Genomic DNA, 14,384 nt, shown 5'->3' on the forward strand with positions numbered 1-14,384 from the left:
TTAGTTGGCCGCTTTCCTCCGTTCCTCAAATACATTTCCGTCGCTCACGTAGAGCTTAATCAGCGAATAAACGCCCCAGTTGTCCTTCAGGAATTCGACGTGCGCATTGTCATCCAGGACAAACCGATTGGGGGCAATCGGCGTGAGGCGAGTAATCAGATTGCCGGCGTCCTTATTCTTGCACAGCAGCTTGTTGTGGGCCACGTAAATCGTCAGCGGCCCGTACGTGCCGGTGTAGGGCTGTAGCAGGCGTAGCGGCGGGGGCGCTGTTGGCCGCTGCGCCGCCAGCTCATCCAGCAAGTAATCCAGCTGGCGTTTTTCTTGCTCACCGGCCGCCGTCTGGCGCTGTGCCTGCAAGGCCAGCTCCTGGGCTTTCGACAACGCCTGCTTGGCGGCCACTTTTACATCGGGCACGACCCCGGTGCCTTCCCGTCCGTGTGCGTGACCGGGTTCAGCGAGCGGGCAAACGGAATGGAAACGACGAAGCCCTGCCCCACCGATACGGGCTTGGTCGGGTGCGCGCCGCCCCCGGTGGCCTCGCCCACCACGACGGCGCGGTTGGCTGCCTGCATGGCGTACGCAAAGTCCTCGGCGCCGGAAAACGTCCCGCGGCTGGTCAGGATATAGAGGGGCATCGAGAGGGTAAGATGCCCCGCCTTGGCCGGGTCGGTGTAGAACACCGTGGTGTCGTTGGTCGACCGGTTAACCAAGTCGTTCATGTGCGTCTTTTCCTTGAAAAAGTAGCTTTCCAACAAATTCACCATGTCCGGGCTGCCGCCCATGTTGTCGCGCAAATCGATGACGAGGGCAGCCGTATTGGCCAGAAACTGCAGGCCCGCGCTGATGGTAGGTCGGGCGCCGGCCAGATCCGGCACGAAGCCCGTGAAGGGGAAGTAGCCGATATTGCCGGGCAGCACCTCGGCCTTCTTGAAGAGGTAGTTGTTGGCTATCCAGTACTTTTTGGCTTGGGCCATTTCTGCTGCGGTCGGCTGCGGGTTCAGCCGACTTTTTTGGGCCAGGGCCGGGTTGTACTCCACAAACAGGTGCGGGTCACGGTGAGCGGCCTGCAGGTCGGCCTGCAATTGCTTCACCAGCAGGGCCGGATTGGCGGTTAGCGCCGCGTAGGCGTGCTTGTCGGCCTGGGCTTGCACGTACGCGGCCATGCGGCGTGCTTCTTCTGGAAATAGGTAGTGCTGGTTCAGGCGCAGGGCCACCGAATCCACCAACTGGACGATATTCACCGGAGGAGTTGCCGTGCTTTGCGCCCGACAAAGCGCAGGAACAATAAAGGCCCATAGCAGAGCCAACAGGCGGAAATGTGTCATACTAGGATAACGCAAACTTGAGAGCTGCCTCCGAAGCAGCGCAGCATACGAATTATTTCGTAGTCGCAATCATACGAACTTATTCGTATATGTGGCCACTGTAGAATGAGTTGGCTGAGAAAAAAGGGTGGTTTTCCAGCGCTACCGAATTGGCAAACATGCCGGGAAGATGCTGCGCAGGTTCGCCTTAATTATTTCTTGATGACCACCGAGCCGTTAATAACCAGCATGTTGCGGCGCGGTAGTTTACCAAATTCATCAGCTTTTCGCCGTCGAGCTGTGCGCCGCACATAGCCGGCTACTGATTTTCTTGTTATTTTTCCCCTGGAGAGTTGCACAGCGCCCCGGCGGCGCTGCGCTGGCTGCTTCCTCGCGCCCCCTTCGTCCGAGCCCACCCCCGAAGGTTGTTACCGTCTCTTGTTCGGCTTTCAACCCCTTCGCCTTGCTGAGCAGCTGCGCCTTGCGCGCCGCCAGTACCGGCTTCGACTCCGACCTACTCATGGGTGTTACCTCGTTGGCCGCCGACCTGGCGGCCGATTTTCAACTGCACTTCGGCGCTGCGCCCGTGGTGGTGCGCGCCCCGGCCCGCGTGACGTTGCTCGGCAAGCACCTGGAGCACTACGAGGGCTGGGTGCTGCCCGCCGCCCTCGACCGCGAAGCGGTAGTAGCCGTGGCCCTGAACCCGACCGGCCGCGCCCGTCTCTATTCCTACGACTCCGACGTGGTGGTGGAAGCCCCGCTGGCCGCCACCGGCCCGCCCGGTGCTAAGTCGTGGATGTACCGCCTGCTGGGCGTGGCCGCCGGCTTCCAGCAGCTGGGCTACGCCTTGCCGGGTTTCGACTGCATGTTTGGCGGCAACATTCCGGTGGGGGCGGGCCTCTCGCCGGCCGCCGCCGTAGCCTGCGGCCTGGCCTACGCCCTGAATCAGCTGCTCGACGCCCGCCTCGACGGCCTGGCCCTGGCCCGCCTGGCCCAGCGCGCCGAGTACGCCGAAGTGGAGCACCCCGCCGGCCTAGTCGACTACGTAGCGGCGCTGTGCGGACAGCCGGGCTACCTGCCCCGCCTCGACTGCCGCAGCCTGCAGGTGGAACTGCTGCCCTTCGACGCCGCACAGTACCGCTTCGTGCTCTGCGACGCGGGCATTTCGCGCAGCCGGGCCAGCGCCGGCTACGCCGTGCGCCACGACGAATGCGCCCGCGGCCTGGCCGTGCTGCGCCGCCACTACCCCGAGCTGCGCAGCCTGCGCGACGTGACGCCCATGCAGCTGCACCGCTACCGCCAGGAAATGGGGGAATCGGTGTACCGGCGCTGCGCCTTCGTGCTGGCCGAACACCAACGCGCGGAGCTGGCCGCCATGCACCTGCAGGCCGGCAACGTGCGGGCCCTGGGGCAGCAGATGTACGCCGCCCACGCCGGGCTGCGCAACGATTACGCCGTGAGTTGCCCCGAGCTGGACGAGCTGGTGCTCATTGCCCAGGACTTCGCCGGCACGCTAGGTGCCTGCATGCTCGGCGGCCTGAGCAGCTGCACCCTGAACCTGCTGCCCGCCGCCGCCGCCGACGCCTTCGTGCGCCACGTGGGCGGGGCCTACCAGCAGCGCCGCGAAGGAGCCTTGGTAACCTACCAGGCCGGCATCAGCCCCGGCGTGGTGCGGGTAGATGAAGCCGAGCTGGCCGCGGCAGAACGCTGACCGAGGTTGGTTGCCGGCGGCCCCGGCGCCCGGCCTGGGTTTCCGGTTCGATACTGGAGCACGGGACGCAGGCATCCGGCGCCAGCAGCCGCTGCGCGTGGCCCGCGAAACCGTCGCTTGCCCCCTTCGGCCTCAGCCCCAGATCAGCACCACCGTGCCCGTGATGATGAGCCCCGCGCCCAGGCCCGCCTGCCAGCTCAGCCGCTCGCCCAGAAACACCACCGACAAGATGATGGCCAGGGCCACGCTCAGTTTGTCGACGGGGGCCACCTGCGTGACTCGGCCCAGCTGCAAGGCCCGGAAGTAGAAAATCCATGACAAGCCGGTGGCCAGACCCGAGAGGCCGAGGAACAGCAGGTTTTGGCGCGTGAGCGTGTGCACCTGCCCGAGGCCGCCGCGGAACAACACGATGCCCCAGGCCAGCACCAGCACCACCGCGGTGCGCACGGCCGTGGCCAGGTTGGAATCGACGCCCTTGATGCCGATTTTGGCCAGTACGGCGGTGAGGGCGGCGAAGAAAGCGGAGAGCAGGGCGTAGGTCCACCACATAGGTCAGGGCGCGAAAACGGGTACGGCAGGTGTGTACGGCCGCCGCGCGCCGGATGGTACTCAGCGGCCGGAGCGCGGCGGCGGTGGGGCGGCTCAGGAGGCGGTCAGTTGCGCCAGTTGCGCCCGCACTTCGGCCAGACGGGCCTGCTTCGGGGCTTCGCGCCGGGCGGTGGCGGCCGGCGTCCAGTAGCGGTGGCCGGTTAGAAACTCTTCCTGCAGCCGCAGCCAGGCCGCCTCGTCGTAGTGCTGCCCGCGGGCGGCCAGCTCGGCGCGCAGGGTCTGGCTGATGGGCCAGTAGTCGGGGCGGCCGAGGTAGTCCAAGTCGGCGTCGCAGAGGATGCGGGCCAGTGGCTCCTCGCCCGGCGCCTGGGGCATCTGCGTGGCCATGATCAGGCAGCAGATCCGCTCGACGTGGGCCTCGGCGTAGCCGAAGCCGGGCAGCACCCGGCGGGCCAGCGCGCAGCCGGCTTCTTCGTGGCCTTTGTAGGTCGTCAGAAAGCCCGCGTCGTGGTAGTGGGCGGCGGTCCGCAGCAGGGCCAGCTGCTCGGCGTCGGCAATGCCTTCCGCGGCGGCCAGGGCGGCGGCGGCCGTGACCACGTCGAGGGTGTGGTGCCGGCCGTGGTAGCTGAGGTCGGCGGGCAGGTGGCAAAGGAGGTCGAGCACGTGGGTTTCGGCGCGCGGGCAATCCATCGGCGGGAGAGGGGGCTAAACGGGCGTAATTACCGGAAAAATCCGCGCCGGGCCGCGCCAGCCGCTATCTTGCAGCTTTCATTGGGGACGTGAGCCCGCTTAGATTCAGCTACCCGGAATGACACTACTTGCACGCTGGCGCCAGTTGCTGGGCATTCGCGCCGAGGAAGGGCGCACGGTGGGCTTGTTCTTCCTGCACAACTTCCTGCTCGGCATCGGCACCATCTTGGTGTACGTGTCGGCCAACGTTATCCTGCTCGAAAACAACCCCGAGCGCAACCTGCCGCTGGCTTACGTAGCCGCCGCGGCGGCCATGATTGGGGCCGGCAAGGTCTACGCCCACTTCGAGCACCACCTTGGGCTGCAGCGCGTGGCCGTGCGGGTGCTGCTGGCCACCCTGGCGCTAACCGGGGTGCTGGCCGCGCTGGTCGTCTGGGGCCACTCGGTGGCCGCCGCGGTGGCCATCATGACGGGCTACCGCGTCATCTACCTGCTCACCAACCTGGAATTTTGGGGCGTGTCGGCAGTGGTGTTCGACGTGCGCCAGGGCCGGCGGCTCTTCGGCGTCATCAGCTCCGGCGACATGCCTGCCAAGGCCCTGGGCGCGGTGCTGGCCATTCTCATTCACCACCACTCCGAGCTGCTCTGGCTGCTGCTGACGGCCTTTGGCGCTTACCTGGGGGCCTTGCTGGTGCTGCAAGCCACCGGCCGCGGCCACGCTGTGGAAGTGCGCGAAGCCGCCCGCGCCGCCCGGCAGCAGGCCGTGGCGCCGGCCCTGCAGCGCTGGTTTGGTTCCAGCCGCCTCGTGCTGACGATGTGCCTGAGCATGCTGGCCATTGCAGCCGTCACCACCGGCATCGAGTACTCGTTTTTCGTCAACGTCAAGCACAAGTTCCACGACCAGGCCACGGTGATGCGCTACGTGGGTTCGGTGCTCGTCGTCACCTACCTGCTGGCCCTGGGCTTCAAGCTGCTGCTCTCGCGCGCCGCCACCGACCAGGTGGGCGTGCGCCGCATGCTGGTGGCCCTGCCCGGCGTGATGGCCGCGGGCATGCTGTTGGCCGGCTCGCTGTGGTACGTGCAGGCCGACGAAGAAACCCTGCTGCTCTACTTCTGCGGGCTGTTTCTGACCCTGGAAGTGCTGCGCCGCGCCCTGTTCGATCCGCTGTTCCTGACCTTGTTTCAGCCCCTCTCGCCGCCCGAGCGCCTGCAGGCCCACACCCTGGCCAAGGGCGTGTACGAGCCGCTGGGCCTGGGCCTGGCCGGGTTGCTGCTGCTGGTTCTGCACCTGCAGCCCGACCTCTCGGCCTGGGCGCCCTTCGCCTGGATGAGCCTGTTCGTGCTCGTGGCCTGGTACTTTCTGCACCGCACCCACGCGCACTACCTGGCCGAGCTGCAGCACGCGCTGAGCCGCCGCTTCTCCAGCAGCTCGGACACGGCCAGCTCCCTGCGCTGGGCCGATACCGTCGACGCCGGCGGCAGCGCCTACCCCGATTTCGATCCGGCGGCGTTTGACTCCAGCAGCTTCGCGCCCGCCGAACCCGGGCAGCTCATCGAGGCCCTGCGCGACAAAGCCACCCGGCCCGCGGCCACGCAGGCCCTGCTACAGCGCGGCCCCGCCGCCGTGCCGGCCCTGGCCAGCGCCCTGGACAGCCCCGACGCCGACGACGCCCTGGTGCGCCGCGTGGCCCTGCTCTGCGGCCGCTTGCCTTTGCCCGGCAGCCGGCAGGCCCTGGTAGCTCTGGCCTGGCAGCCCAACCTGTTCCGCCGCGAAACAGCCCTGCGCGCCCTGCGCAGCTTCGCGCCCGACGCGGCCGACGCGCCGGTGTTCGAGGCCCTGGTGCAGGAGGAGCTGGAGCTGGCCCGGCACTTGCTCACCGGCCTGACGGAGCTGGACCCCGCCGCGCCGCTGGCCCGCAGCCTGGAGTACGAGCTGACGCGGGTGCAGCAGCGCCTGTTCGGCCTGCTCTTGCAGCTCTACCCGCCCCAACTCATTGCCGATGCCCAGCGCGGCGTGGCTCAGGCCGCCCGCGAGCGGCAGGCCAACGCCCTCGAAATCCTCGACAACCTCATTCCGCAGCCCGTTTACCAGGCCCTGCAGGCGCTGCTGGAAGTGGCGCCGGCCGCCGCGCGCCTGCGCACCTTCGAGCGGCTGCTCTCCTACGACGAGCCCCTGGCCGACGTGGTGCCCACCGTAGTGCGCCGCGGCGAAGCGGCCTTCACCGACTGGACCATTGCCCAGGCCCTCGGCCAGTGGGAGCCCACCGCCGCCCTCGCCGACGCGGCCGCCCTGCTCGCCCGCCTCGGCAGCCCCAGCCCGCTGGTGCGCGAAGCCGCCGAGGCCCTGGCCCGGCGGCTGCAGCAGCAGGCGCCCGCGCTGTACCAGCAGCTGCAGGCCCACCAGCCCACCCTCGATTCCGTCCTCATGAGCCATTCTGCCCCCGAATCCCGCATTTCCGCCGCCGAGCGGGTGGCCCTGCTGAAGCACACCGCCCTCTTCGCCGCCACCCCCGAAAACGTGCTCAGCAGCATCGTGCCCATCATGAAAGAAGTGAGCTTTCCGGCCGGGGAGCAGATTTTTGCCAAGGGCGACCTGGGCACCTCGCTGTTCATCGTGCACGAGGGCGAAGTCGGCATCTTCTCCGGCCCGCAGCAGCTGGCCACTTTCGGCCCCGGCGACTTTTTCGGCGAGCTGGCCCTGCTCGACGCCGAGCCCCGCTCCGCCTCGGCCGTCACCCAGGTCCCCGTCACTGCCTTCCGCCTCGACCAGGACGACTTCTACGATGTGATGGAGGAGCGCCCCGAAGTGCTGCGCAACATTTTGCGGGTGCTTTGCCAACGCCTGCGCCGCCAAAACGAGAAGTCGGTGGTGCGGTAGGGGTTCGTTTAGCGTTGTTCGTCTTACCGGCTTCCCAGGTCGTCATCCTCATCTGGCGTACGCACAGGGAAGGACCTTCCTTAACCCCTGCACAAACTGAAAGCGCAGCCACCAGCGCCCAATCGCCCGGGCCGCGGTGGCTGCGCTTCAATGTTATTGGTAACACGTCTGTACTTCGTAGGCAGTGGCGGTGCAGGGTTCGAGGAAGGTCCTGAGCTGTGCGTACGCCAGATGAGGATGACGTTCTTTTTGTTGGTCGGCCGCTCGAAAAACAACCCACAACCAAAACCACTCCTCCTACGCCACGACCTCGTAGAGCATTACCGGCTGGGCCTTGTTCTTCAGCGTCACTTCGTGCAAGGGGCGGCACTGGAAGGATTCCTTCACCAGCTCGTAGGTCGATTCGGTGATGATGACCTGCCCGGGCTGGGCCACCGACTGCAGGCGCTGGCTCACGTTCACCGTGTCGCCGATGACGGTGTAATCCAGGCGCTTGAGCGAGGCCGAGCCGATGTTGCCGGACACCATTTCGCCGGTGTTCACGCCGATGCTCACCTGCGGCTGGTACCGCTTGCCGTCGGGCAGGGTGTACTCGTTGGCCTGCACGGTGGCGCGCACGGCCAAGGCCGCGTCGATGGCGCGGTCGAGGTGAAAGTCGCCGCGGAACACGGCCATGACGGCGTCGCCCATGAACTTGTCGACGCGGCCGCCCTGGGCAATGATTTCCTTCACCATCTGGTCGAAGTAGGTGTTGAGCATGCCCACGATGTCGGCCGGGGGCAGCACTTCCGACAGCGAAGTGAAGCCGCAGATGTCGACGAAGAGCACGCTGGCCTGCACCGTTTCGCTTACCATCAGCGTGTGCTCGAACTCGGGCCGGGCCATCACGTTGAGCACCGTCTCGTCCACGTACATCTTCAGGATGTTGTTTTCCTGGATGGCGCGCAGCGTTTCGCGCAGCTGCTGCACGTGCTGGGCGGTTTTCTCCATGGTGGTTTCCAGGTCGGTGAAGTCCACCGGCTTGGTCACGAAGTCGAAAGCCCCGCGGTTCATGGCCGTGCGGATGTTCTGCAGGTCGCCGTAGGCCGACACCATCACGGCCTTGACCACCGGGTTGGCCTCCTGCAGCTTCGAGAGCAGCGTGAGCCCGTCCATCACCGGCATGTTGATGTCGGAGAGGATGATGTCGGTATCGGGGTGCTGGGCCAGCACCGACAGGGCTTCCTGCCCGTTGCTGGCAAAGACGAACTCGTAGACGTTTTCGCGGATTTTGCGCCGAAACTTCTGCTTGATGAGCAGCTCCAGGTCCGCTTCGTCGTCGACGACGAGGATTTTAGTTTTCATGCGTTTCCATGGCGGCCAGCTTGGCCTTGAGAGCGACAAAGTCGACGGGCTTGGTCAGGAAATCGTCGGCGCCGAGGCGCAGGGCTTGGTCGTGGCTGTCCTGGTCGCCGTAGGCCGTAATCATCATCACCTGCGGGGGCGGCGGGGCGGGGTACTCCTCGCGGATGTGGCGCAGCAGCTCCAGGCCGCTCATGCCGGGCATGTTGATGTCGCTGAGAATCAGCACTACTTCGGAGGCGTGCGCGTGCAGGTAATCGAGGGCCTCTTCGCCGGAATACGCGAAGGAAAAGGAAAACTGCCCGTTGCGGATTTCGCGCCGGAAGCGCTGCTCGAAAAGCGTGCGCACGTCCATCTCGTCGTCGACTACTAGTATTTTCATCGTAAGCAAAGCTAAGGGAAAGCCCAGGCCCGGCGGCGGCCTCAGGCCGGCAAGGTGATAATAAATTCGGTGCCCTGGTTGACTTCGGAGTCGACGTCGAGCGTGCCGCCGTGGCCCTTGGTGACGATGTCGTAGCTGAGCGAGAGGCCCAGGCCGGTGCCCTCGCCGGTGGGCTTGGTGGTGAAGAAGGGCTGGAAGATCTTCTGCCGCACCTCCTCGGGAATGCCCGTCCCGTTGTCGCGCACCCGGATTTTGACCGCGCCCGCGGCCAGCCGGGTTGATACGCCAACCGTGGGCTGGTAGCCCGGCTCGGTGCCCCGCTGCTGGCGCTGCTGCACGGCGTAGAAGGCGTTGTTGAGCAGGTTCAGCAACACCCGGCCCAGGTCGGCGGCGCTGGCCGGCACCAGCGGCAGGCCCAGGGCCAAGTCCGTATCGAGCGTGGCATTGAAGGTCTTGTCCTTGGCGCGCAGACCGTGGTAGGCCAGGCGCAGGTATTCCTCGCAGAGCGCGTTGAGGTCCGTCGGGGCCCGTTCGCCCGAGCTCTGGCGGGAGTGCTCCAGCATGCCGCGCACAATGCCGGCCGCGCGCTGCCCGTGTTGGTGAATGCGGCCCAGGTTCTGCGCCAGGTCCTCGGCCAGGGCCTCCACTTCTTCGGCGTCGCCGGCGGCCTGGGCTTCTTTCAGCTCCTGCACCAGCTCCTGGCTTACATCGGCGAAGTTGTTGACGAAGTTGAGCGGGTTCTGGATTTCGTGGGCAATGCCGGCGGTCAGCTCGCCCAGGGAGGCCATCTTCTCGCTCTGGATCAGCTGGGCCTGGGTGGCGCGCAGCTCGGTGAGGGAGCGTTGCAGCGCGTCGGTGCGCTGCTGCACCTGGGTTTCGAGGGTTTCGTTCTGGCGCGCCAGCAGGGCCTGCTTTTCCTGCTCCTGCGCCAAGGTTTGGGCCGAGAGACGCTCCACTTCGCCAAGCTTGAGCTGCAGCAATCGGGCGTCGAGGGCAAACTCCCGGGCCAGGTACAGCGAGATGCCCAGCGCCGGGAAAAAGAACAGCAGCGACCCGGCAAAGGCGTTGGTAATGGCCGGCAGCTGCTGCGTCACGAAGACGGCCGAGAACAGGTAAAACAACAAGCAGAGCAGGCTCAGCGCAAAGCCGGCCCCAATCAGCCGGGCGCCGCGCCGGCGCCGGCGGGCGGCCTGCACCGTCAGCCGCAGCTGCTCGCCGCCGACCAGCACCACAAACGCCACCAGGCCCGCCGTGCCCCACGCCGAGCCCCGGGCGTACTCGGCCGTGATAAACGGCACCAGCAGCAGCGTAGCCGCCCAAAGGCTTTTGTACAACCAGCCGGGCCGGACTTCAAACAGGGCGTAGAGGGCGCGCAAGCCCCAGAGGCAGCCCGCGCACAAAAACACGTAGCTCAGGAAATACTCGCGCAGGGCGCCCCCGAGGTCCGGCGAAGTCAGGTTCAGGACGGGCAGGTAGCCGATGGCCAGCAGCAGGGCGTAGAGGGCGAAGTAGCGGTTGGCGGGCTGGGCCCGGTTGTAGCGGTAAAACGTGAGGTGCAGCAGCCCGAGCAGCAGAAACACCCCTCCTTGCACGGCGTAAATGGCCATGGACATGCTTTGGCCCACTTCCTGAAACCGGATACGCGGCTGCGGCAGCAGCGTCAGCTTCACGTTTAGCAGTCGGCTCTGGCTGATGTAGCGGGCCAGCGGCGCCGGCGGCTGCCAGGGCGCGAAGCGCACGGCCAGCAGCAACTCGCCCCGCTCGGCCACCGGCAAGTCCAGCGGGTCGGGCCTGAAGCCGCCGGGCCGCACCCGGGCTGGGTCGGCGCTGAGCGTGCCGTACTGGCCCAAGCGCCGGCCGTTGCAGTACACCTCGGCGGCGCCCAGCGCGCGGGCCATGACGCAGCCCAGGGCTTGGTAGCGCAGGCTGTCGGTCAGGCGCAGGCGCAGCCGAAACCAACCGATGCCGCCGAGGGCGCGGGTTGGCAGCGCCGCGCCCGGTCGGGCCACGCCGATGGTGTCCCAGGCGCGGTCGTCGAACTCCGGCCGGGCCCAGGCGGGGTTGTCGCCGGGGTGGTAGCGCCAGTCCTGCCGCAGCACTAGGCCGGCGGCCGGCAGGCGGCGCAGCGCCAGGGCCGCCGTATCGGGCACCTGCGCCGGGACCGGCCGTAGCCCGAACAAGAGGAAAAGCAGCGGGAGCAGGCGTCGCATAGGGCGGCCTAGCTGGGCAAGGTGATAATAAATTCGGTGCCCTGGTTGACTTCGGAGTCGACGTCGAGCGTGCCGCCGTGGCCCTTGGTGACGATGTCGTAGCTGAGCGAGAGGCCCAGGCCGGTGCCCTCGCCGGTGGGCTTGGTGGTGAAGAAGGGCTGGAAGATCTTCTGCCGCACCTCCTCGGCAATGCCCGTCCCGTTGTCGCGCACCCGGATTTCCACGTCGCCGGCCGCGTTGCGGCGCGTCGTCACCCCCACGGTGGGCACGAAGCCGGCGCCGGCCGTTTCCTGGCGCTTTTGCACGGCGTAAAAGGCGTTGGTAAACAGGTTCAGCAGCACTCGGCCCAGGTCCTGCGACACGGCCTCGATCTTGCCCACCGACGGGTCGAAGAAGGTATTGATGGTGGCGTTGAAGGCCTTGTTTTTGGCGCGCAGGCCGTGGTAGGCCAGGCGCAGGTACTCGTCGGCGAGGGTGTTGACGTCGGTGGGCTGCCGCTCGCCCGAGCTCTGGCGGGAGTGCTCCAGCATGCCGCGCACAATGCTGGCGGCCCGCTGCCCGTGGTGGGTAATCTTCTCCAGGTTCTGCTTGAGGTCGGCCAGCAATTCGGCTTCCAGGTCCGGGTCGCGGTCGGGGCGCTGCTGCTCCTCCAGCAGCTCCTGCACCAGCTCGGCCGACACGTCCGAGAAATTGGTGACGAAGTTGAGCGGATTCTGGATTTCGTGGGCAATACCGGCGGTCAGCTCGCCCAGCGAGGCCATCTTCTCGCTTTGGATGAGCTGGTCCTGGGTGGTTTTCAGCTCGTCGAGGGCGTGCTGCAGCTCCTGGGCCTGCTGGGTGAGCGTGGCGGTGCGCTCGGCCACCATGCGTTCGAGCTGGGAGTTTTCGGCCTCGATGCGGCGCTTTTCCTGCACCTCTTTCTCGCGCTCCAGCCGCTCCCGCTCCAGGTGTTTTTTCTGGTTGCGGGCAATGAGCACGAAGGTCACGAGCCAGATGATGGTAAAGCCTTGCGAAGTGTCAAACACCTCGTTGTAGCTCTTGAGCAGGCTTTTGCCGAAAAAAGCCACCAGCAATTCTATCAACGAATAGGCCACAAACGGCGCCAAAGCCAGCATCATGGTGCGGGCCGGGCGGTAGTCCTGGCAGCGCAGCAGCACGTAGAGCACCACCCCGAACACGAACAGCTGGTAGACCTCGTCGAGCAGGTTGGAGTCCCAGCCGTAGGAGAGGACCAGCAGGGCCACGCCCGGCGCCCAGATAAAGTCGAGCAGGCGGTTGAGCCTGGGCAGGCGGGTGGGCAGGTCCAGGAGCTGCCGCATCCAGCGCACGGCCAGCATGCTGAACGCAATGGGAATGATGAGGGAGGTGTTGACGTCCATACGAGCCGGGCAGGGGCGGGGAAGTTAGTCGTTTTTCGGGGCGGGAGCGGGTTTTTTGCTGGTCAGCAGCTGCGGCAGCGGCACGGTAAAGACCAGCACCGGGTTGTTGGTGCGCGGCGCGGTCTTCGCCGCGGCATCGGCCGGTTTATCGTCCTTGCTGAGCAGGCGCATGGCGTAGCCCACCGCCGTGGGCAGCGTGACGCGGAGCGTCATGACCTGCTGCGGCGCCGGCGCGGCAGCCGGCTCGGCTCGGGTTTGCGCTTGGGCCGCCGTGGCCGTCAGCGCAAGCAAGGTAAGCACTAGGAACAGGCGGAAACTAACGGGCATCAACAAGCAATTGGCGGCCAAAGATGCGACTAGAAGCGTAGCGGCACCAAAGCCGAAGCCCGGTGCCGCCAAATTAGATTCGAAACAGGGGCCCGCCGTTGCCTGGCCGCCGGGCCGATTCCGGCAATTGCGCCTTCGGCTTACGCCTCCCACATGGCCACCGCGTTTTTGCTCGGCAGCGCCGTTTTGCCGGTCAGCCACAGGTCCACCTGCCGGGCGGCTTCGCGGCCTTCCGAAATGGCCCACACCACCAAAGACTGCCCACGGCGCATGTCGCCGGCCACGAACACCTTGTCGACCGTGGTGCGGTAGTTGTGCTCCGCGGCCAGCACGTGGCCACGCTCGTCCAGCCCCACACCCAGCTGCGCGAGCAGGCCGCCCGGCTCCGGGCCGGTGAAGCCCAGGGCCAGCAGCACCCGCTGAGCCGGAATTTCGCGCTCCGAGCCCTCGATTTCCTGGTAGCCCAGGCGGCGGCCCAGCACGTCGGTTTCCCAGGTGATGTCCGACACCAACAGGGCACGTACCCGGCCTTCGGCGTCGCCCAGGAAGGCCTTGGTTTTGATGCCCCAGTAGCGCTGGCAGCCTTCCTCGTGCGAGGTGCTCGTGCGGAAAATGGCTGGTTCCAGCGGCCAAGGCGTGTGGGCGGGCCGCTCGGCGGTGGGTTCGTGCATCTGGGCAAACTGCGTGACCGAGCGCGCCCCTTGCCGGTTGGCCGTGCCTACGCAGTCGGAGCCCGTGTCGCCGCTGCCGATAACCACCACGTCTTCGCCCGTCACCAGCAGCTCTTCGCCCTCCAGGGGCAAGCCGGCCACGCGGCGGTTGTGCTGGGTGAGGTAGGGCATGGCGAAATGAACGCCGTGCAGCTCCCGGCCGGGCATGGGCAAATCCCGCGGGGCCAGGGCGCCGCCGGCCAGCACCACCGCGTCGAAGTCGCGGAGCAGCGCGTCGGCGGGCAGGTCGCGGCCGATTTCCACGCCGCAGCGAAACTGCACGCCGTCGGCTTCGAGCAGCTCGAGGCGGCGGTCAATCACCCACTTTTCGAGCTTGAAGTCGGGCACGCCGTAGCGCAGCAAGCCGCCGGGCCGCTCGTCGCGCTCAAACACCGTGACGGAGTGCCCGGCTTTGGCCAGCTGGGCCGCCGCGGCTAGCCCCGCCGGCCCCGAGCCCACCACCGCCACCGTCTTGCCCGACTTGAGCACTGGGGCCGTGGGCCGCACGTACCCCTTGGCGAAGGCCAGCTCGATGATGTGCTTCTCGATTTCCTCGATGGCCACCGGTGCCCGGTTGATGCTCAGCACGCAAGCCGCCTCGCAGGGCGCGGGGCAGATGCGGCCGGTGAATTCGGGGAAGTTGTTGGTGGAGGCCAGAATCTGGTAGGCCTGCTCCCAATCCTGCCGGTGCACGGCTTCGTTGAACTCCGGGATGATGTTGCCCAGCGGGCAGCCCGCGTGGCAGAACGGGATGCCGCAGTTCATGCAACGGGCCGCCTGCGTGGTGAGTTGGGCTTCGTCGTACATGCCCACAAACTCCTGGTTATGCCGCACGCGCTCCTGCGGCGCCGCCTTCGGGGGCAGCTGCCGCTCGTATTCCTTGAAACCGGTGATGTGTCCCAT

Annotated in this window: 12 protein-coding genes; 2 read left to right on the forward strand and 10 right to left on the reverse strand. The window is 66.7% G+C overall.

What is annotated here, in order from left to right; all coding sequences use genetic code 11:
* Nucleotides 1-414 carry a hypothetical protein gene (locus LJ737_RS25795; RefSeq protein WP_227769660.1) on the reverse strand — a complete coding sequence of 138 codons (414 nt, stop codon included), beginning with the start codon at nt 412-414 and terminating at the stop codon, nt 1-3.
* On the reverse strand, nt 402-1,325 hold the full coding sequence (locus tag LJ737_RS25800; RefSeq protein WP_227769661.1) for a S41 family peptidase: 924 nt from the start codon (nt 1,323-1,325) through the stop codon (nt 402-404). The genes LJ737_RS25795 and LJ737_RS25800 overlap by 13 nt, the downstream gene beginning before the upstream one ends.
* 442 nt (nt 1,326-1,767) lie before the next feature.
* Between LJ737_RS25800 and LJ737_RS25805 the strand changes: the two genes are divergently transcribed.
* The gene (locus LJ737_RS25805) at nt 1,768-3,015 is read left to right on the forward strand and encodes a galactokinase (protein ID WP_227769662.1); all 1,248 of its coding nucleotides are present in this window, start codon (nt 1,768-1,770) and stop codon (nt 3,013-3,015) included.
* Between the two features lie 132 nt (nt 3,016-3,147).
* Here LJ737_RS25805 and LJ737_RS25810 read toward each other — a convergent pair whose 3' ends face one another.
* Nucleotides 3,148-3,564, reverse strand: coding sequence for an EamA family transporter (locus LJ737_RS25810; protein WP_227769663.1), 417 nt, complete (start codon nt 3,562-3,564; stop codon nt 3,148-3,150).
* A 93-nt stretch (nt 3,565-3,657) separates the two neighbouring features.
* Nucleotides 3,658-4,254, reverse strand: coding sequence for an HD domain-containing protein (locus LJ737_RS25815; RefSeq protein ID WP_227769664.1), 597 nt, complete (start codon nt 4,252-4,254; stop codon nt 3,658-3,660).
* A 118-nt stretch (nt 4,255-4,372) separates the two neighbouring features.
* Here LJ737_RS25815 and LJ737_RS25820 point away from each other — a divergent pair, with 118 nt between their 5' ends.
* Nucleotides 4,373-7,132 (forward strand): cyclic nucleotide-binding domain-containing protein, encoded by a 2,760-nt coding sequence (locus tag LJ737_RS25820; RefSeq protein WP_227769665.1) that lies wholly within the window; start codon nt 4,373-4,375, stop codon nt 7,130-7,132.
* 297 nt (nt 7,133-7,429) lie between these two features.
* Here the strand turns inward: LJ737_RS25820 and LJ737_RS25825 are convergent, their stop codons facing one another.
* The 6 genes from LJ737_RS25825 to LJ737_RS25850 form a co-directional block, all read right to left on the reverse strand.
* Nucleotides 7,430-8,476 carry an adenylate/guanylate cyclase domain-containing protein gene (locus LJ737_RS25825; protein WP_227769666.1) on the reverse strand — a complete coding sequence of 349 codons (1,047 nt, stop codon included), beginning with the start codon at nt 8,474-8,476 and terminating at the stop codon, nt 7,430-7,432.
* Complete coding sequence (locus tag LJ737_RS25830) at nt 8,466-8,855, reverse strand: response regulator (RefSeq protein ID WP_227769667.1); 390 nt, start codon at nt 8,853-8,855, stop codon at nt 8,466-8,468. The genes LJ737_RS25825 and LJ737_RS25830 overlap by 11 nt, the downstream gene beginning before the upstream one ends.
* Nucleotides 8,856-8,896: 41 nt before the next feature.
* The gene (locus LJ737_RS25835) at nt 8,897-11,065 is read right to left on the reverse strand and encodes an ATP-binding protein (RefSeq protein ID WP_227769668.1); all 2,169 of its coding nucleotides are present in this window, start codon (nt 11,063-11,065) and stop codon (nt 8,897-8,899) included.
* Between the two features lie 8 nt (nt 11,066-11,073).
* Nucleotides 11,074-12,444, reverse strand: coding sequence for an ATP-binding protein (locus tag LJ737_RS25840; protein ID WP_227769669.1), 1,371 nt, complete (start codon nt 12,442-12,444; stop codon nt 11,074-11,076).
* Between the two features lie 24 nt (nt 12,445-12,468).
* Complete coding sequence (locus LJ737_RS25845) at nt 12,469-12,771, reverse strand: hypothetical protein (protein ID WP_227769670.1); 303 nt, start codon at nt 12,769-12,771, stop codon at nt 12,469-12,471.
* 140 nt (nt 12,772-12,911) lie between these two features.
* Entirely contained in the window at nt 12,912-14,384 is a 1,473-nt protein-coding gene (locus LJ737_RS25850) for a glutamate synthase subunit beta (protein ID WP_227769671.1), read from the reverse strand.

The organism is Hymenobacter sp. 15J16-1T3B, from assembly GCF_020711235.1.
Classification (GTDB): domain Bacteria; phylum Bacteroidota; class Bacteroidia; order Cytophagales; family Hymenobacteraceae; genus Solirubrum.

Bases quoted from the DNA above. Each gene is read 5' to 3' on its own strand.
- LJ737_RS25800 (WP_227769661.1), bottom strand. From the start codon at position 1,325: ATGACACATTTCCGCCTGTTGGCTCTGCTATGGGCCTTTATTGTTCCT.
- LJ737_RS25810 (WP_227769663.1), bottom strand. From the start codon at position 3,564: ATGTGGTGGACCTACGCCCTGCTCTCCGCTTTCTTCGCCGCCCTCACC.
- LJ737_RS25815 (WP_227769664.1), bottom strand. From the start codon at position 4,254: ATGGATTGCCCGCGCGCCGAAACCCACGTGCTCGACCTCCTTTGCCAC.
- LJ737_RS25820 (WP_227769665.1), top strand. From the start codon at position 4,373: ATGACACTACTTGCACGCTGGCGCCAGTTGCTGGGCATTCGCGCCGAG.
- LJ737_RS25825 (WP_227769666.1), bottom strand. From the start codon at position 8,476: ATGAAAACTAAAATCCTCGTCGTCGACGACGAAGCGGACCTGGAGCTG.
- LJ737_RS25830 (WP_227769667.1), bottom strand. From the start codon at position 8,855: ATGAAAATACTAGTAGTCGACGACGAGATGGACGTGCGCACGCTTTTC.
- LJ737_RS25835 (WP_227769668.1), bottom strand. From the start codon at position 11,065: ATGCGACGCCTGCTCCCGCTGCTTTTCCTCTTGTTCGGGCTACGGCCG.
- LJ737_RS25840 (WP_227769669.1), bottom strand. From the start codon at position 12,444: ATGGACGTCAACACCTCCCTCATCATTCCCATTGCGTTCAGCATGCTG.
- LJ737_RS25845 (WP_227769670.1), bottom strand. From the start codon at position 12,771: ATGCCCGTTAGTTTCCGCCTGTTCCTAGTGCTTACCTTGCTTGCGCTG.
- LJ737_RS25850 (WP_227769671.1), bottom strand. From the start codon at position 14,384: ATGGGACACATCACCGGTTTCAAGGAATACGAGCGGCAGCTGCCCCCG.